This window comes from Ureibacillus chungkukjangi (assembly GCF_044795995.1).
Taxonomy (GTDB): domain Bacteria; phylum Bacillota; class Bacilli; order Bacillales_A; family Planococcaceae; genus Ureibacillus; species Ureibacillus chungkukjangi.
Genome location: NZ_CP085009.1, coordinates 1,572,572 through 1,597,408, shown reverse-complemented (window position 1 = coordinate 1,597,408; position 24,837 = coordinate 1,572,572). Strand labels below are relative to the sequence as shown.

Annotated in this window: 27 protein-coding genes; all 27 read right to left on the bottom strand. The window is 36.8% G+C overall.

Translation table 11 applies throughout. From position 1 onward, the window contains the following. Positions 1-15: 15 nt before the first annotated feature. The 27 genes from LG296_RS07830 to LG296_RS07700 all read right to left on the bottom strand — a co-directional run bounded on the left by LG296_RS07830 (position 16) and on the right by LG296_RS07700 (position 24,703). On the bottom strand, positions 16-519 hold the full coding sequence (locus LG296_RS07830) for a ubiquinol-cytochrome c reductase iron-sulfur subunit (RefSeq protein ID WP_107937157.1): 504 nt from the start codon (positions 517-519) through the stop codon (positions 16-18). 156 nt (positions 520-675) lie between these two features. Then, positions 676-1,125 (bottom strand): YpiF family protein, encoded by a 450-nt coding sequence (locus LG296_RS07825; protein ID WP_107937159.1) that lies wholly within the window; start codon positions 1,123-1,125, stop codon positions 676-678. A 225-nt stretch (positions 1,126-1,350) separates the two neighbouring features. Next, positions 1,351-1,908 (bottom strand): ReoY family proteolytic degradation factor, encoded by a 558-nt coding sequence (locus LG296_RS07820; protein ID WP_107937161.1) that lies wholly within the window; start codon positions 1,906-1,908, stop codon positions 1,351-1,353. A gap of 16 nt (positions 1,909-1,924) precedes the next feature. Continuing rightward, entirely contained in the window at positions 1,925-3,181 is a 1,257-nt protein-coding gene (locus LG296_RS07815) for a lipopolysaccharide assembly protein LapB (RefSeq protein WP_107937163.1), read from the bottom strand. A gap of 217 nt (positions 3,182-3,398) precedes the next feature. After that, a complete protein-coding gene (aroA, locus tag LG296_RS07810; RefSeq protein ID WP_251400598.1) occupies positions 3,399-4,697 on the bottom strand; it encodes a 3-phosphoshikimate 1-carboxyvinyltransferase in 1,299 nt (432 codons plus the stop codon). Between the two features lie 34 nt (positions 4,698-4,731). Then, a complete protein-coding gene (locus LG296_RS07805) occupies positions 4,732-5,829 on the bottom strand; it encodes a prephenate dehydrogenase (protein ID WP_404427873.1) in 1,098 nt (365 codons plus the stop codon). After that, positions 5,826-6,926: a histidinol-phosphate transaminase gene (gene hisC / locus LG296_RS07800; protein ID WP_404427872.1), complete on the bottom strand. Its 1,101-nt coding sequence runs from the start codon at positions 6,924-6,926 to the stop codon at positions 5,826-5,828. Before hisC ends, LG296_RS07805 begins: the two co-directional genes overlap by 4 nt. Before the next feature lie 16 nt (positions 6,927-6,942). Further along, positions 6,943-7,317 carry a chorismate mutase gene (gene aroH / locus LG296_RS07795; RefSeq protein ID WP_107937171.1) on the bottom strand — a complete coding sequence of 125 codons (375 nt, stop codon included), beginning with the start codon at positions 7,315-7,317 and terminating at the stop codon, positions 6,943-6,945. Further along, positions 7,314-8,405: a 3-dehydroquinate synthase gene (gene aroB, locus LG296_RS07790; protein WP_404427871.1), complete on the bottom strand. Its 1,092-nt coding sequence runs from the start codon at positions 8,403-8,405 to the stop codon at positions 7,314-7,316. Before aroB ends, aroH begins: the two co-directional genes overlap by 4 nt. 2 nt (positions 8,406-8,407) lie before the next feature. Continuing rightward, positions 8,408-9,589: a chorismate synthase gene (aroC, locus tag LG296_RS07785; protein WP_251400604.1), complete on the bottom strand. Its 1,182-nt coding sequence runs from the start codon at positions 9,587-9,589 to the stop codon at positions 8,408-8,410. A gap of 250 nt (positions 9,590-9,839) precedes the next feature. Further along, a complete protein-coding gene (locus LG296_RS07780; protein WP_404427870.1) occupies positions 9,840-10,610 on the bottom strand; it encodes a CheR family methyltransferase in 771 nt (256 codons plus the stop codon). Positions 10,611-10,726: 116 nt separating this feature from the next. Next, on the bottom strand, positions 10,727-10,966 hold the full coding sequence (locus LG296_RS07775; protein WP_248283794.1) for a hypothetical protein: 240 nt from the start codon (positions 10,964-10,966) through the stop codon (positions 10,727-10,729). Between the two features lie 131 nt (positions 10,967-11,097). Beyond that, positions 11,098-11,514, bottom strand: coding sequence for a nucleoside-diphosphate kinase (ndk, locus tag LG296_RS07770; RefSeq protein WP_404427869.1), 417 nt, complete (start codon positions 11,512-11,514; stop codon positions 11,098-11,100). Positions 11,515-11,625: 111 nt separating this feature from the next. Then, positions 11,626-12,600 carry a heptaprenyl diphosphate synthase component II gene (gene hepT, locus LG296_RS07765; protein ID WP_107937183.1) on the bottom strand — a complete coding sequence of 325 codons (975 nt, stop codon included), beginning with the start codon at positions 12,598-12,600 and terminating at the stop codon, positions 11,626-11,628. 18 nt (positions 12,601-12,618) lie between these two features. After that, positions 12,619-13,323 carry a demethylmenaquinone methyltransferase gene (locus LG296_RS07760; RefSeq protein WP_251400605.1) on the bottom strand — a complete coding sequence of 235 codons (705 nt, stop codon included), beginning with the start codon at positions 13,321-13,323 and terminating at the stop codon, positions 12,619-12,621. Between the two features lie 66 nt (positions 13,324-13,389). Then, positions 13,390-14,148: a heptaprenyl diphosphate synthase component 1 gene (locus LG296_RS07755; RefSeq protein WP_404427868.1), complete on the bottom strand. Its 759-nt coding sequence runs from the start codon at positions 14,146-14,148 to the stop codon at positions 13,390-13,392. Positions 14,149-14,278: 130 nt separating this feature from the next. Continuing rightward, the gene (gene mtrB / locus LG296_RS07750) at positions 14,279-14,500 is read right to left on the bottom strand and encodes a trp RNA-binding attenuation protein MtrB (protein WP_107937188.1); all 222 of its coding nucleotides are present in this window, start codon (positions 14,498-14,500) and stop codon (positions 14,279-14,281) included. Positions 14,501-14,628: 128 nt separating this feature from the next. After that, complete coding sequence (gene folE, locus LG296_RS07745; RefSeq protein ID WP_107937190.1) at positions 14,629-15,198, bottom strand: GTP cyclohydrolase I FolE; 570 nt, start codon at positions 15,196-15,198, stop codon at positions 14,629-14,631. A 214-nt stretch (positions 15,199-15,412) separates the two neighbouring features. Continuing rightward, positions 15,413-15,685 carry an HU family DNA-binding protein gene (locus LG296_RS07740; RefSeq protein ID WP_004232618.1) on the bottom strand — a complete coding sequence of 91 codons (273 nt, stop codon included), beginning with the start codon at positions 15,683-15,685 and terminating at the stop codon, positions 15,413-15,415. A gap of 403 nt (positions 15,686-16,088) precedes the next feature. Continuing rightward, the gene (gene spoIVA, locus LG296_RS07735) at positions 16,089-17,567 is read right to left on the bottom strand and encodes a stage IV sporulation protein A (RefSeq protein WP_107937192.1); all 1,479 of its coding nucleotides are present in this window, start codon (positions 17,565-17,567) and stop codon (positions 16,089-16,091) included. Between the two features lie 235 nt (positions 17,568-17,802). Beyond that, positions 17,803-18,555, bottom strand: a complete 753-nt coding sequence (locus tag LG296_RS07730) for a hypothetical protein (RefSeq protein ID WP_107937194.1) — start codon at positions 18,553-18,555, stop codon at positions 17,803-17,805. A gap of 67 nt (positions 18,556-18,622) precedes the next feature. Beyond that, on the bottom strand, positions 18,623-18,883 hold the full coding sequence (locus LG296_RS07725; protein WP_235867704.1) for a DUF2768 domain-containing protein: 261 nt from the start codon (positions 18,881-18,883) through the stop codon (positions 18,623-18,625). Positions 18,884-19,047: 164 nt separating this feature from the next. Continuing rightward, positions 19,048-20,058 carry an NAD(P)H-dependent glycerol-3-phosphate dehydrogenase gene (locus tag LG296_RS07720; protein WP_107937196.1) on the bottom strand — a complete coding sequence of 337 codons (1,011 nt, stop codon included), beginning with the start codon at positions 20,056-20,058 and terminating at the stop codon, positions 19,048-19,050. Between the two features lie 22 nt (positions 20,059-20,080). After that, entirely contained in the window at positions 20,081-21,391 is a 1,311-nt protein-coding gene (gene der / locus LG296_RS07715; RefSeq protein ID WP_107937198.1) for a ribosome biogenesis GTPase Der, read from the bottom strand. A 505-nt stretch (positions 21,392-21,896) separates the two neighbouring features. Further along, positions 21,897-23,042, bottom strand: a complete 1,146-nt coding sequence (gene rpsA / locus LG296_RS07710) for a 30S ribosomal protein S1 (protein ID WP_107935381.1) — start codon at positions 23,040-23,042, stop codon at positions 21,897-21,899. Between the two features lie 126 nt (positions 23,043-23,168). After that, positions 23,169-23,843: a (d)CMP kinase gene (cmk, locus tag LG296_RS07705; protein ID WP_107935380.1), complete on the bottom strand. Its 675-nt coding sequence runs from the start codon at positions 23,841-23,843 to the stop codon at positions 23,169-23,171. A gap of 203 nt (positions 23,844-24,046) precedes the next feature. Next, positions 24,047-24,703, bottom strand: a complete 657-nt coding sequence (locus tag LG296_RS07700) for a flagellar brake protein (protein WP_404427867.1) — start codon at positions 24,701-24,703, stop codon at positions 24,047-24,049. Between the last annotated feature and the right edge of the window lie 134 nt (positions 24,704-24,837).

The following is a 24,837-nucleotide window of genomic DNA, read 5'->3' as shown; positions in this document are numbered from 1 at the left end:
TTTACCCCCTAACTATTAACCTCTAGTATTTGCGATTTTTTTCCCAAGCATTACAAAGCCATCTTGTTCAGATACTTCATACTCGTCTAGCGGACCTAATGGTGGTGTACCTGGAACATTTTTACCAGTTTTTTCATAGCGTCCACCATGGCAAGCACAGAAGAATTGATTTGGGTGCTCAGTATCACTATTCCAGTTAACTGTACAGCCCAAGTGTTTACAAACTGGTGATAATGCAACTACTGCATCGCCACTTTTATAAACCCAAGCAGTATCAGTAACTTCAGATGTATACCATGCATCAACTTGTTCATATGAAAAGTCAACTTTTACAGGCTCTTCAGTAAGATCTGCAACTTTTTGGCTTGTTTGTACAAAATCACCATCAGCTTTTGTTTGTAAAGCTGGATCAATTGCAAAGCGAACCATAGGCATTAACATGCCCGCCGCCATAAATCCACCAACACCAGTTAAAGTGTAGTTAAGAAATTGACGTCTAGAAACTCGATTGTTACTCATCCTTTTCCCCCCTCTAACTAAAAGGTCAGTCCAACGGACATACTTTTACAAATAGTAATTACTAGGACATATCTATGATATATCAAGAAAATAGGTTGGTCAATATTGGCTTTCTATACTTTCGACAACTTTGTGAACATTTAATGAAACAATTTACTAACTTTGAAACCATTTGGAAGTTAATTTTGGTATGATTTGTTTCAATTGTTCTTCTAGTATTGTTTTTTTAACTCCTGAATCCATCGACTCTAGAGGAATAGCTGGTAACCAAATAACCTCTAATTGCTCGTTATTGCTTGTCCAAGTATGATCACACGTTATAAATAGTACATGTTTAAAGCCAGCATTTTGTAAGTCTTCCTTTAATAAGTTTACTGCCAAACCATTTTTTGTTTGTTCAGTATAAGAAAATGGAGGGACAAGCATTAATCTTCCCTTAAACTGCTGTTCTACAAATGCTGTAAGGGACATTAAAAATTCAGCAGAAGAGCTGCTTTGTTTGATTTTTGACTCATTAAAATCTAGTGAAAGCAGTGGTACGAGCGCCGTATCAATAAAATCCTTTTGTGCTTGAAATTGTTGTACATCTTTTACATTAAAAAACATTACTTCTCCTCCATACATCAATATTTACTATTACCAAAAACAAATAAAAATAACAGTTTAATTTTTATTAAAATTCACTTTTATGTAATTATAATAGCTTGTAAAAATAAGGAAACATCAAAAATCCCATCCAGCCTATGATCTCGACTGAATGAGACTAGAACATATTCCCCATAATATCTATCACGCTTATTGAATGTCCAACTTTTTCATATGAAGATATTGTTAAACATTTTTGGTAGTTTGTTTCAATGTCTGTAGTAAATTAGATAGCGAATAAAATTTTTCTTTATCTCCCTTATCTAAGGCATCATCAATTTCTTTTAATAATTTCTCCTCTTGAAATGCTAATAAGCTATTATTTAACATTTCCTCTGCGATAAGGCGATCCCTCTCACTAATATGCAAATACTTTGGCATGAATGGGTTTTCCTCTAAAACAGCTAAATACTGCTGACTCGGTGGAATATTAGGGAAGTTTAATTGGATATACATGCTTTCGTTTGGATGTAATCGTAAATCGTGAAATGACTTTTCAGCATCACTTGTCATAATATTTCCTTTGTAAAATCTGAACGGTACTCCAGTTGAATCGACAGAGGACATTACGATCGCTCTTGGACAATAATGCGCTTCTTCTACGAAATGAATGTTCTCAAGTAGGTTATCGTTACTTAATAAATAATTCAGTATCCAAACACATTCTCTTCTTTTTAATTGATAATTTTTAAGAAACCAACGAACAAATGATTTTTTATCAATAATCGGAATGGAAGAAGTCACTTTGCTATCCCTCCTTTTATTCAAGAGTGTAGAGAAGATCCAACCATTGTTGCTCTGTAGGCTCCAAAGCAATTAAACGATTAACGATACTTCGTGCTTCCTCTCTTTTTCCTTCTTCAATTAAGAAATAACAATATTTTTCTAAAAACGATGGTTCGTCTTTAAAATCATTATATGCTAGCTTATAAATTTCGCATGCACGTTCATACTGCTCATTATTTGCATAAGCATCCGCAACAAAGGGATATAAAGCGCTCCAGTCGAAATCATTATTTTTTAAATTTTCATACAATTCTATGATTTCCTCGTATTTTTCCTGATTTGCGAAGATGGACATCAGCACTAAAATTGCTTCCATGTATTCTGGATCAAGTGCAATCGCTTGTCGCAAATAATTTGTTGCCTCATCTGGCAAACTGTTTTTCAATGCCATTTTCCCAGCAAATAAATAAAATGACTTCTCATACTCATCACGCTTTATGCCTTCTTCAATTGTTTTGAGCGCCCTTCTGTTATCCTCTAACATTGCATAACTTTCTGCTAGTAATAAATAAGCGCTGAAATAATCTTGATCTAATTCTTTTAAATCCTCTAGTTGTTTAGTAGCTAAATCATACTTCTCAGATTGAAAGGCAGCATAAGCTGATCCAAACAGTAAGTCAGGTGTTACAGAGTCCTCTAACGCTTCCATATAATAATCTAAGGCCGTTTCATACCCACCACCTGCACGATATACCTCTGCTAGCCTAGAAGCTAATAAAACCCCTGCTATTTCTTTTTCTTTTGCATGTAGTTCTTCATAGATACGAGCTGCTTCAGTAAAGCGCCCTGTTTCAAATAGTAGCTCAGCTTTAGCAAATTGTAATAAAGGCTCATTGGGTAGTATATCTAACGCTTCTGTAATACGTTGTTCTGCCACTTCATATAAACCTTGCATTTGATAATAGTCTGCTAGCAATAGTAAGCTTTGAGGATATTCGGGAGCTTCTGAATCAATGCCCATTAATAATTGAAGCGCCTCATCCTCTTCACCTAATTCTATTAAAACCGATGCACGGTCTATTGCTAATTGAGCTTCCTCTGGAAACAAAAATTGAAGATGTTCAAAAATGCGATCTGCTTCATTTAAAAAACCATATTGCATCAACAAATCGGCAATTTCATATTGTTCATCCGCTTGTTCATTTAATAAAAATGCCTCTAATAAATTATTAATTTGCTGTAATTCTCCAGCTTGGATGGCTTGTATTAAATCATTGGTTGTATTTGTCAAATTTACTCACCTTTTTTATGTTTAGTCAATACTATGCTACTTCACTTAATTAATAGAAACAAGAAAAAGGACCTGTCCCGTTAAAATTCGGGGAGGCCCAACTATTTTCTATTAGAATCTTGGCTAATCGAAAAGAACTATAGCTTTTAGCCTTAGCTTTACTTATGAGAAGAAGGAAGGTTTTATATATTCTTATCCGAAATAAAAGTTTCAATGTTTAAGAATTTTTCATGAGTTTTTTTAGGTCGTCAAAGAAGGTAGGATAGGATACAGCAATACAATCTGTGTCATCGATTTCTATCGGTGAACTTGAAATTAATGCAGCTATCGCTGACATCATCCCAATTCTATGATCACCATAAGATTGTAAATTCCCACCGTGAAGCTTTGTTGGCCCATGAATAATCATTCCATCTTCAGTCGCTTCAATATTAGCACCAAGCTTTTGAAGCTCAGTTACAACAGCAGTTATCCGATCTGTTTCTTTTACTTTTAATTCTTCTGCATCACGTATTATTGTTGTACCCTCAGCTTGCGTAGCTAAAAGTGCAATAATTGGAATCTCATCGATTAAACGAGGGATTATATCCCCTTCAATTGTCGTTGCTTTTAGCTTTGATGTTTGAATAGTTAAGCTTGCAGTTGGCTCTGCTGCATTGGCATCGTCTACTTCAATTAACAGATCTGCACCCATTTTCTCTAACACTTCAATAATCCCTGCACGAGTTGGATTTACGCCAACATTTTTCATAACAATACTACTTTCTGGGACAATAGCACCTGCGACTAAGAAAAAGGCCGCTGAAGAGATATCACCTGGAACATTAACATGGGTAGCTTGAAGCAGTTGTCCCCCTTCAAATGATACTACGCCACTTTTCACCTCGACTTTTGCCCCAAATTGCTGAAGCATGCGCTCGGTATGATCTCGAGAAACTTCTTTTTCTCGGACGATTGTTGTCCCTTCTGCACGAAGTCCAGCTAGTAATATAGCAGATTTCACTTGGGCACTTGCTACAGGCATAGTATAATCTATAGCCTTCACCTTAGTCCCCTTAATAGCTAGTGGTGTAAATTGCCCATTTTCTCTACCAGCAATTTTTGCTCCCATTAATCGAAGAGGATCTGTTACTCGACGCATTGGACGTTTACCAATGGAAGCATCACCAGTCATTACTGTGTGTATATTTGAACCAGATAGAATACCCAGCATTAGTCTTGTTGTAGTACCAGAATTCCCCGTATATAAAACTTCCTTGGGTTCCTCCCAATTATCCATTCCTGGGCTCAAAATTGTAACATTGGTCCCCTCAACATGGATATCTACACCAAGCTTGCGAAAACAATCAATTGTGCTTAAACAATCTTCACCTAGAAGAAATCCACTAACTGTTGTCTTCCCTTGTGCAATCGATCCAAACATAACCGAACGATGAGAAATCGATTTGTCGCCAGGTACAATTATTGTTCCTTTTAGGCTCGCATTTTTATAATCTAAATTTGTTGTAGAAGACATTTTATGCTCCTTTCAAAATAACCATTTACAAGTATTATGACATATACAATTCATATTTAGCTCTTTTGCTTAAACACTTCTGAGCATTTTCACGGTCATCAGCATTCTGGAAGCTAATTACCAAAATACCGAATACATCCTCACGAGCTTCTACAACACGCAGATTCGTAATACTGATTTGCTCCTCAGCTAAATAACCCGTTACCTCAGAAATCACACCCGGATAGTCAGGTATATCAACATATAAATCGTACGTTGTATAAAAAGCACCTGTATTAATTGGTAATTTATCACGAACTTCTTTTGCAGCAGCAAAATATTGTTCAATTGTTTCCTCTTCGCTACTAAGAAGAATAGATTTTACTCTGTTCATTTCATCCTGCCAAGAATTTAACTGGTTTAGCAATTCCTCTCGATTTTGAAGAACAATATCCTTCCACATCAGTGGATTCGATGAGGCAATTCTCGTCACATCCCGAAACCCACCAGCAGCAAGCATACTTGTCATCGGATAGCTTTGTTGTTCACTATCTAACTGATGCACAAGCGAGGCTGCAACAATATGCGGGAAATGACTAACAACCGCTGTCATATGATCGTGTTTGGAAGCATCGATTCGCACTATCTTGGCTAGTGTAAATTTGAGTAAATCTTCAAGCCCTTTTATAAGCTCTTCTTTTTCATGCTCTAGGGGAGTTAGGATATAATAGGCATTTTCAAAGAGATGGGTTTTGGCAGCTTGAACTCCACTTTTGTGAGAACCTGCCATTGGATGACCGCCAATAAAAGCTATCCCCTTCTCGCTTAATTCTTTCCCCTTTTGCATTATTAACCCTTTAGTACTTCCCGTATCCGTCACAATTACATTATCCTTTAGTGGCCATTCCTTCATTTTTTCTAGCCAGTCTAAGGTCGCATTCACAGGTGTTCCAAAAATGATGACATCTGCAATACTTGCAGCTTGTAGCACATCGTCCACCACTTCATGAACAATACTAAGCTCACGTGCTTGTTGGCGCGTTTTTTCGTATAAATCGAAGCCGTAAATCTTCGTGTTAGGAGCTTTTTGACAGGACAGAGCGATAGAACCTCCTATAAGTCCTAATCCTATTACTAAGACATTACGTGTCATGCAAAGACTCCCTGGTCCACTAGAACTTCCTCCAACAATGATAAAAACTTGTCATTTTGTTCTTCTGTTCCAATTGTGACACGAATATAGTCGCTTATACCTAAAGCATTCCCACTGCGAATAATAAAGCCGCGCTGCATCATTTCTTTAAACACAACATCACTATCTGCTTTCACCTCAAACAAAATAAAGTTTGTTTGAGAAGGATAGTAGTTTAATCCATGCTTTTCACAAAACTGCTCAAATTGCTTTTTACCGATTTCATTTTTTTCTTTGCATTCTTCGATGAAAGCTTGGTCAGCTAAGGCAACAGTCGCAACCTTTTGACTTAGGATTGTATTATTGAAGGGAGCTCGTACTGGGTCTAATTTTGAAATGACTTCCTCCTGTGCAATTCCATAGCCCACTCGGAATGACGCAAGGCCATAAGCTTTAGAAAAAGTGCGTAAAATAATCACGTTCGGATATTCATTTACATAGGAAAGTGTATCTTTATAATCAGGTGAATTCACATATTCATAATAAGCCTCATCTAAAACAACCAAAACCTCTTTTGGTACTTTCTTTAGGAAATCTTGAAGCTCAGCATCGCTAACTATCGTACCTGTAGGGTTATTTGGATTACAAACCCATACAACAGACGTATTTTCATCAATCTCATCTAACATGGCAGTCAAATCGTGCTTCCCTTTAGCAAGTGGAACTTCTCTAACCTCTGCCCCTTCAACCTCTGCATTGTGGCGATATTGAGAGAATGAAGGTGTTGCCATAACTGTATTGACTCCAGGATATAGTAGTGCACGTGTCACGATAGCGATTAAATCATCTGACCCATTCCCAAATAGTAATTGCGTTTCGTTTACATTTAAATGCTTCGCAACAGCTGTTCGTAATATTTGGGCATAGCCATCAGGATAAATTGCATGGTCTGAATGATCACTGGCTAAAAGTGCTTTTACTTTCGGCGAAAAACCATATGGATTTTCATTTGAAGCAAGCTTTACTACTTCTTCTAATCCAAATTCTTTTTTCACTTCTTCCATCGGTTTACCTGGTTGGTATGCTTTCATATCAACTATTTGTTGTTTCCATTTCATGTTGGACGTCGTCTCCTTACTTGTTAGCCTCTTGTACTAAATCTGGTCGTAAACATACTGCCTCATTTAAATAGACATGTCGTATGTCTTTTTGACTTAACTCTGTATTCACATGCAGTAAAACACGAATACACATCGGAAGAGCATTAGGGACACTCATTTCATGCGTGCACATCGTCGGGACATATTGCCATCCCTCAATGGAACGTACTGCTTTAGCCGGGAATCCTGAACTAATATCCGTAGTAGTAGAAATAAGCACTGAGATAATATCTTCTGGCTGAATATTATTTACTGTCGCGATTTCCTTCACTAAAATTTCCGTCTCATTTAAAATTAATTCAGCTATATCATCGGTAACTGTTGTTGCCCCTCTTACTCCTCTAATCATTTACATACCTCCATAAGTAAAGCACGATACTCTAAATCTACTTCTCTACATTCCGATACTTCGATAGTTTGAATAAAAGGCTCCCCTATTGTGTTAAGTAGGACAAATTGCAATTGACCATATTCAACCTTTTTGTCCTTAACCAAAAATGGTTCTAGCGTATCAAATGAATAATTCGATACTGCATCAAATGGGTATCCATTGCTATAAGCAAATTTTAAAAATGATTTTGTGAATTCACGGGAGATTTTCCCATAGCGTTCACTCAAAATGAGCGCATAGACCAGACCGATTACTACAGCTTCTCCATGAGCAAGTCCACCATATCCTGCCGCCGCTTCAATGGCATGTCCATATGTATGACCTAAGTTCAAATATTTACGAACAGATTGCTCAGTTTCGTCTTCTGCTACAATGTTAGCCTTTACTTCAATCCCAGCTTTTAGATATGAAGCAAGCTGTTCATCTGCAATGCTTGTTATAGATTGAATCGACAATAATTCCTGTAGCCAAATCTCATCCGAAATCATTGCATGCTTTATGACCTCAGCCATTCCAGAACGAACCTCACGTTCACTTAATGTGCTTAAAAAGCGAGTATCATAGATTACTGCTTTAGGCTGATAAAAAGCACCAATCAAATTCTTTCCTTCTGGATGGTTTATGGCTGTTTTGCCTCCTACAGCTGAATCATGTGCCAAAATTGTCGTCGGTACTTGTATAAAAGGAATCCCCCTCATATAAGTAGCTGCTACAAAGCCTGATAAATCACCGACCGCTCCACCACCAAGGGCGATTAAAAGGGATTTACGTGTGCATTTATTGTCGATTAAGAATGAATTAGCCTCTTTATAGTTATCAAAGCTTTTGCATTCTTCCCCAGCCGGCATCACAAATACTTCAAAAGGATATGGAAAGCTTTCAGTAAAGTAGTTCTTATGAGCTTTCCAGACATTTTCATCAGTAAATACGATGATTTTATCCTCTTTTGGTAAGTGAAGGTGCAAGGATTCCATTGCACTCGTTAAAATGTCGTTCCCAATCACAACCTCATACTGATGCGATGCTGTGTTCACTGGAATTCTCATTTTTAAAACTCCTTTGAGTATTTTCGCATTTCTTCAATTTGTGCTTTTAACTGTGGTAATTGATCACTGTGGAATTGCTCGATAAGTACATTTGCTACTTCCCAAGCAATAACATTTTCCGCAACAATTGATGCTGCTGGAACTGCACAGCTATCCGAGCGTTCAACACTTGCCTTAAAAGCTTCTTTTGTTTCAATATCTACACTTTGTAATGGTTTATATAAAGTAGGGATTGGTTTCATAACACCGCGCACTACAATTGGCATACCTGTAGACATACCGCCTTCAAGCCCACCTAAGCGATTTGTGGCACGAGTGTAGCCATTTTCTTCATCCCAAAGAATCTCATCATGTACTTCTGAGCCTTTTCTACGAGCCATTTCAAAACCTATGCCAAATTCTACACCCTTAAAAGCATTAATAGAAAGCATAGCTTGAGCTAGTCTGCCATCTAATTTTCGATCGTAATGAACATAAGAGCCGATTCCTGCTGGCAGACCTTCAACTATAACTTCGACGACACCACCGATGGAATCCCCAGCCTTTTTCGTATCATCAATCATTTGTACCATTTGGCTAGAAGCTTCAGGATCGACACAATAGCAAGGATCCTCTTCCACAATTTCACGAATCTCATTTACTGTTTTGCCTTCTACTTTTGTTGTGTCAGCTTTAATGCCAGCAATTTCTGTTACATGAGATACGATTGAAATTCCTAACTCACTTAACAAAGCCTTTGCTACCGATCCAACTGCTACACGTACCGTTGTTTCACGGGCACTAGAGCGCTCTAGCACGTTTCGCAAGTCTCTGTGGCCATATTTCATGCCCCCTACTAAATCTGCGTGCCCTGGACGCGGTCGAGAGATTTGACGCTTAATTTCGTTTGGGTCTACATCTTCTGGAAGTGGGTCTGCACCCATAATTTTAGTCCAATGCTTCCAATCATCGTTTTTTACTACTAACGCAACTGGGGAACCTAATGTTTTCCCATGGCGTACACCACCTACAATTTCGACAGTATCTGTCTCAATTTGCATTCTTCTTCCACGGCCATGTCCACCCTGACGTCTCTTTAAATCATAATTTATTGTTTCTGCTGTAATTGGTAATAGGGAGGGTAACCCCTCGATAATTGTAGTTAATTGAGGCCCGTGAGACTCTCCTGCAGTTAGGTAACGCATAAAACACTTTCTCCCTTCAACTCGCTAAAGTATGTATTTTTTAATATAACATATAATATACCAAAAAACAGTGCGATTTTTTAAATATCCCTCAAAAATAGTACCGAATATTCAGAAATCCTATTATAGACCATATTAAGGAAAATTCCCTCATCCTGTTCAAAGTTACATGAAAAAAGGTCATATAATAGTAAAATACGCTTTTCGTTCAATACGAAAAGCGAAGACTAGAAGATGATTTGGTTTTTGACTACTTCTTTCGATAAAAGAAAGTGTCTTCAATTTCAAAGCCATATTGAGCAGGGTTAAAGATCTGTTCTGTAGAACCAACAAATAATATCCCTCCAGGACGCAGTGCTTTACTAAAGCTATGATAGATTTGATCCTTCGCTTCCTCTGTAAAGTAAATCATAACATTTCGGCAAACGATTAAATCATAATTCGAATCATATTGGTCATTTAGTAAATTGTGCTCCTTGTAATTAACAGTTCTTTTTATTTCATCTTTGACTTTATAGAAAGAACCTTCTTGAATAAAATATTTCGATTTTACATCGGTAGGTACCTCTGCAAGGGAACGCTCTGGATATAAGCCTAGTTTTGCTTTTTGGATAACATTCTTATCAAGATCTGTTGCTATCACTTGAACTTGGGAAAGTGGTAAATGGTGCGACAATACCATAGAAATTGTATAAGGCTCTTCCCCAGTTGAACATGCTGCACTCCAAATTTTTAAGCGTTTATTGGTTTGTAAAAGCTGTGGGAAAATTTTATTTTGTAAAACCTCCCAACGTTTTCCATTTCGGTAAAACTCAGAAACGTTAATCGTCATACGGTCTAAAAACTCGTTCATCAAATCACGGTCTTTTTCAAGCGCCTGCATAAATTCGACAAAATTACGATAGCCCTTTTTTTCGTATAAAGAGGTCAAACGTCTTTTCATTTGGGCTTCTTTATATAGAGCTAAATTTATACCTGTTTTTTTATTAATACCAGCAATAAATTGTTCATAATCTGACATTTGCTAATCTTTCCCCTCTTTATATCCTACTTTCATTATATAGGAATTATAGATAATGGGAAATATATATCATTTCAACCTCATGTCTATAGGAAAGAAAGTAATTACTAATATTTTCACTCGAGCTTAAACTCTTTTGGGTGATCCAATGTTAACTGCTGTCTCGTTTGTTCTATTTCTAATCGAAGCTTTTCTGTTTCGGCGATATGACCTTCATTCCTGATTTTTTCTAATTTAATCTCTTGTTTTAATACTTCTAATTTTAATTTTGATTGCTTATTTATATGGTCTGATAATATTCCTGCAAGTGAGACGATTGTTATAAATATAATTATTGCTATGAAAACACTTGTCAATTCTATCACCTCCATATCATATTATATCAAGAATCAACAACTTTCTTCCAGAAAATTCCGTAATTTAAGTTAAAAAAATAACTATTGCATAATGCAATAGTTATTTTGAGTGATATAAGTTAAAGAGAGAATTAAGCTAATTCTCCAGCGAACCATAATCTAATTTCGCGTTCTGCAGATTCTGCAGAGTCTGAACCATGAATAATGTTTTCAGAAATTGTAGTTGCAAAGTCACCACGAATTGTTCCTGGTTGAGAATCAGCTGGTTTTGTAGCTCCCATCATAGTACGAGCTAATGAGATAGCGCTTTCGCCTTCCCATACCATAGCGAATACTGGACCAGAAGTGATAAAGTCAACTAATTCACCAAAGAATGGCTTGTCTGCATGCTCTGCATAGTGAGCTTCTGCGATTTCACGAGTAGCTACCATTAATTTAGCACCTTTTAATTCGAAGCCACGACGCTCGAAACGGTTTACAACGTCTCCGATTACTTGACGTTTTACTCCGTCTGGTTTAATCATTAAAAAAGTTTTTTCTACTGCCATAATTATAAAACACTCCTTAGGTTTGTCTATAAGGTGTTACACCTACCGATAAATATTACCAAAAGATGCGTAATACATCAACATTTACTAGTTAAAGCTTGAAAATTAATATTAGAATTTACGTTTTCCTATAAATAAGGCTACGTCTCTAAGCTTTCTTTTCATCTGATGATTGGGTAATGCGTCAACTTCCTTTAATGCTTTTCTTAAGTATTGATTACTTAAAGTGATCGCTTGCTTTATCGCATCAGAATTACGAACAATCTTTAACATTTCCAAACGGTCCTCTTCTGATACAACACCACTTGAAGCTTTTTCTATAAATCTTTGGATTACTGGATGATCCTTTAATAATAAAATTGGCAAAGTAATATTCCCCTGGAGCAAATCACTACCAGCAGGTTTACCAAGCTCTTTATCTGTTGCAGTGAAATCTAAAATATCATCCACAATTTGATAGCTCATCCCAACAAAATAACCAAAACGTTTTAGATGTCTTATATTCTTATCATCAAGTCCACCAACGACTGCACCTAATTCGCAGCTTGACTCGATTAGTAATGCCGTTTTTCGCTTGATGCGGCGGAAATAATCCTTTAAATTTTGGTTATCTCGAAACTTATCTTCAATCTGAATAACTTCGCCATTACAAATTTCAACCATTGTCTTCGCTAAAATTTGATGAACTTTTACGTTTTCGATAGATGTTACATACTCTAAAGCTCGTGCAAAAATAAAGTCACCAGTGTACATAGCAACTCGGTTATTCCATTGAGCCTTTACAGTATGTCTACCTCTTCTCAAATCAGAATCATCAATAACATCATCATGTACCAGAGATGCCATATGAATTAACTCTAACGGTACGGCAATATTTTTAATTTGATCGATATTATATTGCCCAAATTTTGCACTTATTAGAACAAAAACAGGGCGAATTCGTTTACCGCCGGCCTGTAACAAATGGAGAGAGGCATCATTTATCAAGTGCGAAGATGAGTTTAACGCAGTTTCTAACTCTTTTTCGATGATGTCTATATCCGATTTCAAATCAGAGTAGAGTAATTTTAACTTCATCTTTTCCACATGCGAAACCTTCTCCCCCTAGTTTTCTTCTTTAACGCCCATATGCATAGCGGCAGCCCCACCACTATATCCTTTATATGTTACCTTTTTAAATTTCGCTTCCTCAAACATTGCTGCTAATTTTTTCATGCCTGGGAAATCATTTGCAGACTCCTGTAGCCAAGAATATTCTTTAAAGCTTTTGGCAAATAATTTACCAAATAACGGCATGATAAATTTAAAATAGAATTTGAAAAGCTGTCTATATCCTGGAATTTCAGGCTGTGATGTCTCAAGACATACTGCCATTCCACCTGGTTTTAGTACACGATTCATTTCCTTTAAAACCTGCAAATAGTCAGGTACATTTCGCAAACCAAAACCAATTGTTACATAATCGAAGGTGTTATCCTCAAACGGAAGCTCCATGGCATTTCCGTGAATCAATTCTACCTGTGGATACGGTTTAACTTTGCTTTCTCCAACCTTAAGCATGTTTTTACTGAAATCTAATCCTTTTACAACGCCTGTTTCTCCCGTTGCCTGTGCAAGTGCTACTGTCCAATCGGCAGTTCCACAGCATACATCCAGACATTTCGAGCCGGGCTTAACAGCCATTCGTTTCATTGTATCGGTGCGCCACTTAACATGTAATTGAAAACTAATAACAGAGTTCATTTTGTCATAGTTGTCTGATATACTCTCAAAAACCTCATGTACGTGCTCTTCTTTCGATTTAGCCATTTTTTCATTACCTTTCCCACGTATAATTTCTAAATCAAATGCGCCTAATTAGAAAAAGCAGGCTTTCTACTGAATGAAATTAAACGCAACCTGTTGCTGTATGTATAACTTTAAATCGTCCTTTAAAATATTAGACGTTTGAAGATATTCGTTTAGCAAGTTTTTGAGAGAATCTATTTCACCTTGAATGATTAACTCAATTGAACTTTCTTGATCTGAAACACTTTCTTGCATTTTTACAAATATATTTGATGTATTACCACTTGCATGTTTTTTTAGCTCCTTCTGCAATTGAAGAAGTAATAAACCCGTATGCATTATTGAACTATATTGTTCAAATTGATATACATTATAAAACCTTTTGATTAGCTCTGTTTGAATGACAGAAATAGTTTGATACCACTCTCTGATTGTGTATTGCGATGATTCATATAGCTTAATTTGATGTTCACATCGATTTACAATACCTTCAGAAAGCTGTCGAATTAAAGAGATATTACCAGAATGTGCAAGTATTTCGTAATAACGGCCACTATAAAAATCTCCAGAAAGAACGGTAAGCTGCTGTTCTTTGCTTGTAGCATTCGTTTCGCTAATTTTATCGTGTTCGTTAAGTGATGCGTGGACTATTCCTACAGTAATAGCGCTTACTTCGTTTTGTTCATCCCATTTCTCTCCATTTAAAAATGGTAATAGTAAATAAAACAATTGATTTTCATCGAGCACTGGTGATCCAGTATATTGAGTCAAAGTTCTATGACGAACATGCATGAAAATATTTGTTTTTAATTGTTCTATTGATTGTTGAATGTATGTTGCATCCATAGATATTACTCCATTCTACTTAAAGTGCAATGGGTGGCTCCCATTGCATTATTTCGTTTGGTTCACCAATAAAGCTGAATACACGGTTGTGTACTACAACTACTCTTAGAAATTTAGTTACTCTTGTACTTTATTTTTTCGAAGCACTTTCAACGATACCATGGGACGAATGAATTTTTGCTTTTCCTCTAATTTTCATCGCAGAGGTATGTTCTGTAAATTGAGCAATCATTACTTCCCCAGTATCTAATTTTTCCGAGTGATGAAACTTAGTATCAGTGCCACGTGTGAGACCGATTACATGTACGCCATCCTCTTGAGCTTCGATAATTATATAATCTGGTTGAGTCATCTTATCTTATCTCCTCAAAATCAATTTCCTCGAAAAAAAACGTATGTTTTCGCCTAATGACCGTGTCATTTTAAAAAAAAGAAGCTAAAACATATCCTTGTACATCATATCACATTAAAACTATTGTTTTAAGACATTTGAATAAATGAAATAACTTCTCTACGTAAAACCTCATCTTCTGCATATACTCCACGAGCTACTGAAGTAATTGTTTTAGCACCCGGTTTTTTCAAACCGCGCATTGTCATGCACATATGCTCAGCTTCAATTACTACATAAACACCGATTGGCTCTAGCATCTCCATTATTGTATCTGCTACTGTTGAGGTAATTCTTTCTTGTAACTGGGGTCTTCGTGCTACAGATTCGACACATCTACCTAACTTGCTTAACCCTGCTACACGTCCGCCTTGAGGCAAATAGGCTACATGGGCTTTCCCGTAAAACGGAACTAAGTGATGCTCGCACATTGAATAAAACGGTATATCTTTCACTAATACTAGTTCATCATGATTTTCATGGAAAACTGTACTAAAAAATTCTCTAGGATCTTGGTTGATTCCGCTAAACATTTCTGCATACATTTTAGATACACGCTTTGGAGTATCTAGCAGTCCTTCACGATCTACATCTTCTCCTACAGCTTCTAAAATCATTTTAACTGCTTCTTCTATTTTTTCTAAATTTACTTTCGACATCTTTCTTCCTCCTAAACAAGATGTACCGAGCTACACAATTTGAATCGTAGCACATCCTTACCCTTTACGCAAAATAGGATATTACATCTATCTAAAAAGTTATGTATATATTAAAAACTTAAGTTTACCAATCGTCAGTTAATTCAACAAGTAAAAAGAGCAGTCATCATGCTTGTCCATGACGACTGCTCTATGTAACTGCTAGACGCTAATATTATTTTACAGCATCTTTAAGAGCTTTACCTGGTTTAAAAGCAGGTACCTTGCTAGCAGCGATTTCGATTTCTTTACCTGTTTGTGGGTTACGCCCTTTACGAGCGGCACGTTCACGTACTTCGAAGTTACCAAAACCAATTAATTGTACTTTGTCACCCTTTGCAAGAGCATCTTGAATTGTATCAAATACAGCTTCAACTGCTTTAGAAGCGTCTTTCTTAGAAAGACCTGCAGCTTCAGCAACAGAGTTTACTAATTCTGTTTTATTCACACCATTCACCTCCTCTCAAAGGGTCATGAACCTAAATCATGTAAAAAGAGTAACATATAGAAAATCCCTACGCAACTGTATTTATCCATGTTTTTCTATAATAATTCGGTTTTTTTAATAAAATTATAAATAACAGGACTTTTCACCTGCAAAAAGTATAGATATGTTTCTAATTTATACCAATTTTATTCATTTTATACATCAAACATACACAAGAATGTAATCTGCCTAAGGTTGATTTGAGAGTGAAATATTTTAAATAATCAGCCAATAAACAACCAAAAAAGGCAATTGATCGGGGTTTTAACCCTTTCAATTACCCTTCATATTGACGTTACTTCTAGATGTAACTAAAGATATAAGTGCATAATGATTCAACTAGGAGCCTTCGCTAAGATTATGACTAAATAATAAACGTTACTAAGCCACGTTCACCTTCATTAACCATTCTTTCAATTGTTTGACGCATTCTCTTCTTAGCACTTGGAGGAACAGCATTCATTTTATAACGAATACCCTCCTGAAGCACCTCATGAAGTGTTGTGCCAAATAATTGTGTTTGCCATAGCTGATCACGATCATGCTTATAGGAATACTGCAGATCTTTAAGCAGCTGATTCGCATAGAATTCTGTACCGATTAAAGGTGCAAATTCTGTAGCCATATCTACACGGATGATATGGTAAGAAGGCGCACTAGCTTTCATGCGAACACCAAAGAAGTTATTTTGTTTAATAATTTCTGGTTCGCTCGGCTCGAATTCCTCCAATGTAGGAAGTGAAATTCCATAGCCATTATCGCTTGCTTCATCAATCGCTTCACGGAATCTTTTTTGCGCTTGCTTAGCCTCAGCAGCTTCTTTTATAAATAGAAGCCAATCCTTCTTAGTATCAATCGGCGCATCTAACCACTCATTGCACACCGCTTTATAGATTTCTGCTTTTAAGGTAATACGAACTGTTGCTACACCTAAACCAGCATCTACTCTTTCAATTTCACTTTCATCTACAAAATCAATCTCACGTAACTCTGACGCAGCTTGCGAAACATCACGTATCTTCGTTACCGAATTTAAAACGTTACCAACCGCATCTGATAGTGTTACATTCAATGGATGTGTATATTCTAATACATCTAACCAATCTGGCTTTTCAACCTCAATATCTTCAATCGGGAATTCATAAAGCGCTTCTTGAAGAATGTATTCCATATCCTTCGTATTCATTTGATCAATTGCCACCGGAATAACTGGAACCTCGTATTTTTCTAGTAACTCATGACGAAGTGCCATTGTGTTATTGTGTGTTGGCATTTGACAGTTCAACACAATAACAAACGGTTTCCCAATTTCTTTTAGTTGACTAACAATTTGTTCCTCTGCAACTGCTGCTGCATGACGATTAATACCATTAACTGAACCATCAGTCGTAACAACTACACCGATGTTGGCATGATCGCGAATTACTTTATCTGTACCAATTTTAGCAGCTTCCTCAAAAGGAATAGCCTCTGAGTGCCATGGCGTGTGGACGTATTTTGGACCATCCTCATCCTCGTAGCCTCTTACACCGTCAATTACATAACCTACACAGTCTGCAAAACGAATTCGGAACGGAATTTCACTTTCGCCAATCGTAATCTCTGTTCCCTGGGCAGGAACAAACTTTGGCTCAGCAGTCATAATTACAGGACCCGGTGAACTTTGAGGCAGCTCGTCCAGTGCTCTTTTGCGATCTTCTTCGTTCACGATATTTGGGAGCACAACTGACTCCATCATTTTCTTCACAAAAGTAGACTTACCAACTCTAACAGGCCCTACAACACCGATATATACGTCCCCATTCGTTCTTTCTGCTATTTGATGAAAGATTTCTTCGCCTATTGTAGCTCCTCCTTTACGTAATTTAGTCTATGTACGACATTCTTCAAATATGAAAACGCCTTGTACGAAAATTTTTAAATATGGAGTATTTTTCGATATCTTTGGCTTATTGAAGAAATATATCGTACAAACTGAATTCTTACTTATACATATGAAAAAAGTGTTTAAAAAATATGTAAAATCACATATTTTTTAAACACTTAAATTTATATTCAGTTTTTATTCGATTTTCAAACTAATTGTTGGATGTTGATGCTTGTTCTTCAGCTTGGGTTTCCGTTGGGTCATACATAAAAATCGGTTCATTATTTTCATCTACTGTATAAGGCAGTGAATAAGCTGGTACGACTGGATAAGCATCTACTAAAAGCATACGAATATCTTCTCCGGCTTCTGGCGTTAAATTATTTTCTTTGATAAAAATATTTAAATCCACTGAATAATCAATGTAGATTTCCCCTTGTGTTGTTACAATAATAGGAAGTAAATTATTTGAATAGGGGCTTTGTACGGTTAACGGCTCCTTATACCCGATTTTTTCGAAGTCGATTGAATAGACGTAATCAGCAATTTTGTCCTTAAAAGTAGGGTAATAGGTACTCATAAAGCGGATATTCAATTCACGAATTCTTTCAGCAGAACGTAAATCCACTAGCTTTACCGTCGGATTTTCCTCTGGATCCCAAATAATATATTGGAATAACCCACCTTTTTCAAAAGAATTGGCAGGAGCATTTGTTAAATACTTAGGAATTAGTTTCTCGAAATCGATTGGATATTTAATAAACTGATCTGTATCCATATCGCGCGTTTTAATAGGAAGTACACCTGTATCAGCTTGGAATTCCTCCACTGCCTTTTGAACAGAGGCTAACTGAAGGTCATCAGGTATCTGATTTTCTGCTTTCTGCTCTTCTGGGAAAAGACAGCCTGATAATAAAACTGTAGTTAGAGCTAGTACAAAAAACAGGCTCCATTTTCTCTTCATTTTCTACTCACCTCATAGATTGTTTCACTAACAGCCATCAATTAATAGATAGACTATGTATGTAATTTTAGTTCGGCCATGTCAATACTACGAGCACCATTAAAATGGAACCGATAGCAAAAATGACAAAAGCTACTAATCGTAATATAAGAGATAAACATCCATTGTTTACCCATTTTCTTGTGAGTCCCACAATCAATACAGATAATAACATTGCACCAATCGAATAAAAAGATACCCACATAACATCTAAAGCATGCATGCTCGCAAGTGGTCCCCTTGCCGATTGCAATGTTAAATAATTCATAGAAGATAACAAGTTTTGCAAGCTGTAAACCTCCTTTCAATAGAAAAACACAACTCCACCATAATAAGGCACGAGTTGATGTCTTTACTTATGCGGATTCATTTCAAAAGTTTTACTTTCCTACCGCAAGAAGAGGAGGTAACGAATTACCTCCACATACTCATTCATAACTATAAAATTCCACTCTAATAAAGATCAATTTCACGTTTTTTCATTCGGATCATTAATTCATCCACTGCTACTTTTGGTTCTTTATCAGTAAATAATATTTCAAAAAGAGCGTTAGTAATTGGCATTGGAACTTCATATTCCTGAGATAGTTGATAAGCAGCCTTTGTAGTGCGTACGCCTTCTACTACCATGCCAATTTGCTCAAGAACTTCATCGAGTTTCATGCCTTTTCCAAGCATATTTCCAGCTCTCCAGTTTCGAGAGTGAACACTTGTACATGTGGCGATTAGATCTCCCATACCGGTTAAACCACCAAAGGTAAAGGGATTTCCGCCCATTTTCACACCTAGACGAGTGATTTCAGCCAAGCCTCTAGTAATTAGAGCAGCCTTGGCGTTATCACCATAGCCTAAGCCATCAGATATACCCGCAGCCAAAGCGATAACATTTTTTAACGCCCCACCTAGCTCTACTCCCACTACATCGTCATTTGTATATACTCGGAAGTATTGATTCATAAATAAATCCTGCACTCTTTCAGCTGCTTCCAGATTACTGCACGCAGCTGTAATCGTTGTAGGATGATGTAATACCACTTCTTCTGCATGGCTTGGACCAGAAAGCACAACGATTTCTTCCACTACATCAGGCGATAGACTTTCTGTAAGCATTTCTGAAATACGCATAAGCGAGTCTGGTTCAATACCTTTAGAAACATGAACGAATAATTTTTTCTGTTGAAGGAATGACCCCATAGTACTACATACTTCACGTATAGCTTTAGTTGGCACAGCGACAACAAGTATATCTGAATGAAGCACGGCCTCTTCTAAATTACTTGTAGCCTTTAAATTTGGTGCCAATGTAGTATCAGGAAGGTATTTTTGATTTTTATGCTGTGTATTAATCTCATTTGCTTGTTCTTCTCGATGTGTCCAAACAAGTGTATGATGACCATTCTCAGCTAAAACCTGTGCTAATGCTGTTCCCCAGGAGCCTGCCCCTAAAACCGTAACATTTTCCATACTCTCTCCCCCTAAAATTCAACTAGTCGCGTGCACGAGCGATTAATCGAATAGGTGTACCTTCAAAATCAAAGGTTTCACGAATTCGGTTTTCAAGGAATCGTTCATAAGAGAAATGCATTAATTCTGGATCATTTACAAAAGTAACGAATGTTGGTGGCTTAACTGCAACCTGAGTCGTGTAGTAAATACGTAAACGTTTCCCGTTGTCTGATGGTGCTGGATTACGTGCCACTGAATCTTCAATTACTTCATTAAGGATTGATGATTGAATACGCATTGCATGATTCTCACTAACTTTTTGTACAATACTTAAAATTTGATGAACACGTTGTTTTGTTTTAGCCGATACGAAAATAATCGGTGCGTAATGTAAATACAAGAAGTGTTCACGAATTTGCTGTGTATAATGTTTCATCGTTTTTTCATCTTTTTCAACGGCATCCCATTTATTTACAACGACAATTACTGCTTTCCCTGCTTCATGAGCATAGCCTGCAATTTTCTTATCCTGTTCCTGGATACCTTCTTCACCGTTTAAAACAACTAAAACAACATCAGAGCGTTCAATGGCTCTTAATGCACGTAGCACAGAATATTTTTCTGTAGATTCATACACTTTCCCTTTTTTACGCATCCCTGCTGTATCAATGATGACATACTCTTGTCCATCATATGAATACGGTGTATCAATTGCATCGCGTGTAGTTCCGGCTATTTCACTAACAATAACACGGTCTTGCCCTAAAAATGCATTAACTAATGATGATTTCCCAACATTTGGACGTCCAATTAAGCTAAATTTAATCGTATCCTCTGAATACTGTTCTTCATCTTCTTTAGGGAAATGCTTAGCACACTCATCAAGTAAATCACCAAGCCCTAGACCATGTGAACCCGAAATCGGGAATGGTTCTCCAAAGCCTAGAGCATAGAAGTCATAAATCATCTCACGCATGTCTGGGTTATCGACTTTGTTTACTGCTAAAACAACAGGTTTTTTTGTTTTATATAAAATTTTTGCTACTTGTTCATCTGCTAATGTAACGCCTTCACGTCCATTTGTCATAAAGATAATAACATCGGCTTCTCGAATGGCAATTTCTGCTTGCCCGCGGATTTGTTCTAAGAAAGGTTCGTCTCCTATTTCAATTCCACCGGTATCAATGATGTTAAATTCATGTGTTAACCAATCTGCCGAACTATAAATACGGTCACGTGTTACTCCTGGAATATCTTCCACGATTGAGACGCGTTCACCAACAATACGGTTAAATATTGTGGATTTTCCAACGTTCGGACGACCTACGATGGCGATTACTGGTTTTGTCATCTGTACTTCATCCTTCCAAATTCTTATCTTTTGTATTATACACGAAAATACAAATTATATCATTGTTTCATATCTAAGCAATTATTATTTGGAAAAGTTGGGTGATGGAGGGGGGCGAATATATGAATCTATTGAAAAATAGTAGGTGGTAGTTGTTGTCATTTGGATTGGAGGATGGTGGGATGTGGGGTTCTTGGGGTTAGAGGGCGCGCTTTGGTGAAATGCATTGCGGGCTCGATTTCATTTCTTCGTGCAGTTCATTGTGCTGATGAAATGCTTCATACTCTCATTTTCACTTCACTATGCAGTTCATTCCACTTATGAACTGCATCACACTCTAATTTTCACTTCACCATGAATTTCATTCTACTCGTGAAATGCATCACAAGCTCACTTTCACTCTACAATGTGTTTCATCCTCCTATATTCACTGCTAGGACAGCCAACTCTCCTCCTTAAACGCCAAAAAGGCGCACCGAATTCGGCACGCCTTTAAACTGTAGCTTTATTTACTTGTAAAGCCTTTTAGTTTATCTCCAATTACATCACTTAAAGAGAAGCCAGTTGTTTCTTCTGGTAATTCATAGTCGAATACTTCTTCTTTTTCAGGATTATTTTGAAGTTCTTTGATACTTAAAGACAGACGTTTTTCATCTGCGTTCACATCTAGGACTTTCACTTGTACCTCTTCACCTTCTTTTAAGGCTTCATGAGGAGTGTTAATATGCTTATGTGAAATTTGAGAGATATGAACTAATCCTTCTACTCCTGGGAACAGCTCGACAAATGCACCAAATGATACTAAACGTCTTACTGTACCAGTTAGAATAGCACCTTTTGTTACTTGCTGAGCAACGTTTACCCAAGGTCCAGGTAATGTATCTTTAATAGACAATGAAATACGCTCATTTTCCGGGTCAACAGAAAGTACTTTTACCTTTACAGCTTGCCCTTCTGACAATACTGTACTTACATCGTCTACATGATCGTGGGAGACCTGTGAAATGTGAACTAATCCGTCCACACCACCAATATCAACGAATGCTCCAAATGGTGCTAATCGTTGAACAGTTCCTTCAATTACATCACCAGCGTTAATTTCGTGTAAAACACGTTTTTTATTAGACGCTTTTTGTAGCTCAAGTACAGCACGGTGAGATAAAATCAGACGACCCTTTTCTTTATCTAGCTCAGTAATTTTAAAAGTTAATGTTTTGCCTTTATAGTCTTCGAAATCTTCTACGAAATGATCTTCCACAAGTGATGCTGGAACGAAGCCACGTACACCTAAATCTACAACTAGGCCGCCCTTCACAACATCCTTAACCTCTGCTTCGAACACTTCTCCTGATGCAAATTGTTCTTCAAGCTTATCCCATGCTTTTAACGCATCGACTTTGCGTTTAGATAAAACAAAGTTTTCATCTTCCACTTTCGTGATCATCAGCTCTAGCTCATCACCAACTGATACAACGTCAGAAGCTTTTTCAATGTGTAAGCTTGAAAGTTCGCTGATTGGTAATATCCCATCGAAAGGAGCACCCTCGATTGAGATTGTTACTGCTTTTTCATCTACCTGAGCAGCAACACCTTTCACAATATCTCCTTCTCGAAATTCTTGGTTTGATCCTAAGTTCATTTCTTCAGACATATGTAACCCTCCTTCGCATCTTCCAATTTCTATTTTATTCTAAATTGTCCATAAAAACAAAAAATTTTCCTTTAATATCAGAAATTTCATAAACTTTTTTCTTGAAGTACTAAACAGAGGCTGATTTTAAGCCATTTGTTGTTTGGCTAATTTTAAAATTTCACCAGCTGCTTCTTCAATTGAAAGCTCTGTTGTGTCAAGATAAATGGCATCCTCTGCTTGAATTAATGGAGATGCTTCTCGTTGACTATCAAGTTTGTCGCGTAATGCGATTTCTTCTTGTAGTTTTTCAATTGTAGAAGGAATTCCTCTTCTTTCATTGTCGATGAATCGGCGTTTTGCTCTTTCCTCAACGGAAGCCGACATGAAAATTTTCAGCTCCGCGTCCTTAAGAACATGTGTTGCAATATCTCTTCCGTCCATGACAATTCCACCGCGTGCAGCTAGTTCTTGTTGCTTTGCCACAAGAATTTCACGAATATTTGCATGTGCTGCAACTTCACTTACATTTGCTGTTACTTCGTTTGAACGAATTGCTTCTGTTACATTTTCCCCATCAACAAAAACAAGTTGTCCATTTGGTGAAGGCTCTAAAATAATTGAAGTATTTAATAACATAATTTCTAACGAGTTTGCATCACTTAATTCTATGTTTTGAGATATTGCTTTATTCGTAACTGCTCTATACATTGCACCTGTATCGATATAGGTAAAGCCCAAATTTTCTGCAACAATTTTTGCTATAGTGCTTTTTCCAGCTCCTGCTGGTCCATCGATTGCAATTTGAATTTGTTTATCCATAAAATCCCTACTTTCCTACAATATTGTACCATATACACAAAGTAATTACTTAGTTGTTACACCTGTAATTGTCCATATTTTTGTGACCATAATCCCTCAGTTACAACAAAAATTTTCTTCTCTAAAATGCAAGTCCGCTTTAACAATTACCTAAAAAATGCCCCAAAAGTTTGTCTGCACAAACCCTTGGGACAGCTGTTTAGTTAAGTTGTATTTGCTTCTAGTTTCCTTCTATTTAGCAATTGTCTTTCAAAACAAAATCGGACGATATACTGCTTGTCAATATCCTCTGTATCTGTAAATTGAAGGGAGGCTATGGAAATACGATCCTTTTCTATTATACGAATAATATTTCCATCTGTTTTAACATAACGGATTTCTCCATTCATAAAAGGTAAAACGATTGTCAGGTTTACGCTTTCCCCTTCGTTAAATGGAAATTCTTTATTGAAATGAATCGCTAAGCCACCAGCACTTATATCTTCAGTTACAAATTGATAAAACTTATTATTATAGTCAAGTGCAATATCTACAGAGGTATTAACTCGAACAAATTCCCGTCTTTGAATCTTCACAAAATCTTCAATTGGAGGGCACGATAGCAAAATCGTAGGAATATTACCAAGCTTACGGCCTAAAACTTCTGTGTTAAAGGCATAGCTCACTTTATCTTCTGATACAAATGTGGCACGAAATTGTGCACCATCTACTAAAAAAGCTGTTTTGTTTGTCATAGTATTAACCGGATAGTCTATATAGATTATGTTATTTTCTTGTTCAACTATTTTACACCGGAATTTTTCGACTCTATCTGTATAAGTGGGTTCTAAAGTCAATGCAGTCCCTATTTTTAGTTGCATAATCTTCGCCTCGCACAATCATAATGACTTCATTATTGCACGAATACTACTTTTTTTCTATATCATCAGGAGATTTTACTACATTCTCATGGATATTCATAAAGAACTATTAGAATAATCCATGGGAATGAAGT

What these genes read in the sequence shown, in the direction of transcription:
- rpsA (WP_107935381.1), bottom strand. Translation starts at nt 23,042, where the DNA reads ATGTCTGAAGAAATGAACTTAGGATCAAACCAAGAATTTCGAGAAGGA.
- aroA (WP_251400598.1), bottom strand. Translation starts at nt 4,697, where the DNA reads ATGTCTTCTACAACAAATTTAGATTATAAAAATGCGAGCCTAAAAGGA.
- LG296_RS07830 (WP_107937157.1), bottom strand. Translation starts at nt 519, where the DNA reads ATGAGTAACAATCGAGTTTCTAGACGTCAATTTCTTAACTACACTTTA.
- LG296_RS07720 (WP_107937196.1), bottom strand. Translation starts at nt 20,058, where the DNA reads ATGGAAAATGTTACGGTTTTAGGGGCAGGCTCCTGGGGAACAGCATTA.
- mtrB (WP_107937188.1), bottom strand. Translation starts at nt 14,500, where the DNA reads ATGACTCAACCAGATTATATAATTATCGAAGCTCAAGAGGATGGCGTA.
- folE (WP_107937190.1), bottom strand. Translation starts at nt 15,198, where the DNA reads ATGTCGAAAGTAAATTTAGAAAAAATAGAAGAAGCAGTTAAAATGATT.
- LG296_RS07780 (WP_404427870.1), bottom strand. Translation starts at nt 10,610, where the DNA reads ATGTCAGATTATGAACAATTTATTGCTGGTATTAATAAAAAAACAGGT.
- aroC (WP_251400604.1), bottom strand. Translation starts at nt 9,589, where the DNA reads ATGCGTTACCTAACTGCAGGAGAGTCTCACGGGCCTCAATTAACTACA.
- LG296_RS07755 (WP_404427868.1), bottom strand. Translation starts at nt 14,148, where the DNA reads ATGGATGCAACATACATTCAACAATCAATAGAACAATTAAAAACAAAT.
- LG296_RS07825 (WP_107937159.1), bottom strand. Translation starts at nt 1,125, where the DNA reads ATGTTTTTTAATGTAAAAGATGTACAACAATTTCAAGCACAAAAGGAT.
- hisC (WP_404427872.1), bottom strand. Translation starts at nt 6,926, where the DNA reads ATGAAATGGAAACAACAAATAGTTGATATGAAAGCATACCAACCAGGT.
- der (WP_107937198.1), bottom strand. Translation starts at nt 21,391, where the DNA reads ATGACAAAACCAGTAATCGCCATCGTAGGTCGTCCGAACGTTGGAAAA.
- LG296_RS07730 (WP_107937194.1), bottom strand. Translation starts at nt 18,555, where the DNA reads ATGAAGAGAAAATGGAGCCTGTTTTTTGTACTAGCTCTAACTACAGTT.
- cmk (WP_107935380.1), bottom strand. Translation starts at nt 23,843, where the DNA reads ATGGATAAACAAATTCAAATTGCAATCGATGGACCAGCAGGAGCTGGA.
- ndk (WP_404427869.1), bottom strand. Translation starts at nt 11,514, where the DNA reads ATGGCAGTAGAAAAAACTTTTTTAATGATTAAACCAGACGGAGTAAAA.
- aroH (WP_107937171.1), bottom strand. Translation starts at nt 7,317, where the DNA reads ATGATTAGAGGAGTAAGAGGGGCAACAACAGTTACCGATGATATAGCT.
- LG296_RS07805 (WP_404427873.1), bottom strand. Translation starts at nt 5,829, where the DNA reads ATGACACGTAATGTCTTAGTAATAGGATTAGGACTTATAGGAGGTTCT.
- LG296_RS07760 (WP_251400605.1), bottom strand. Translation starts at nt 13,323, where the DNA reads ATGGCTAAATCGAAAGAAGAGCACGTACATGAGGTTTTTGAGAGTATA.
- LG296_RS07700 (WP_404427867.1), bottom strand. Translation starts at nt 24,703, where the DNA reads ATGCAACTAAAAATAGGGACTGCATTGACTTTAGAACCCACTTATACA.
- aroB (WP_404427871.1), bottom strand. Translation starts at nt 8,405, where the DNA reads ATGAGAATTCCAGTGAACACAGCATCGCATCAGTATGAGGTTGTGATT.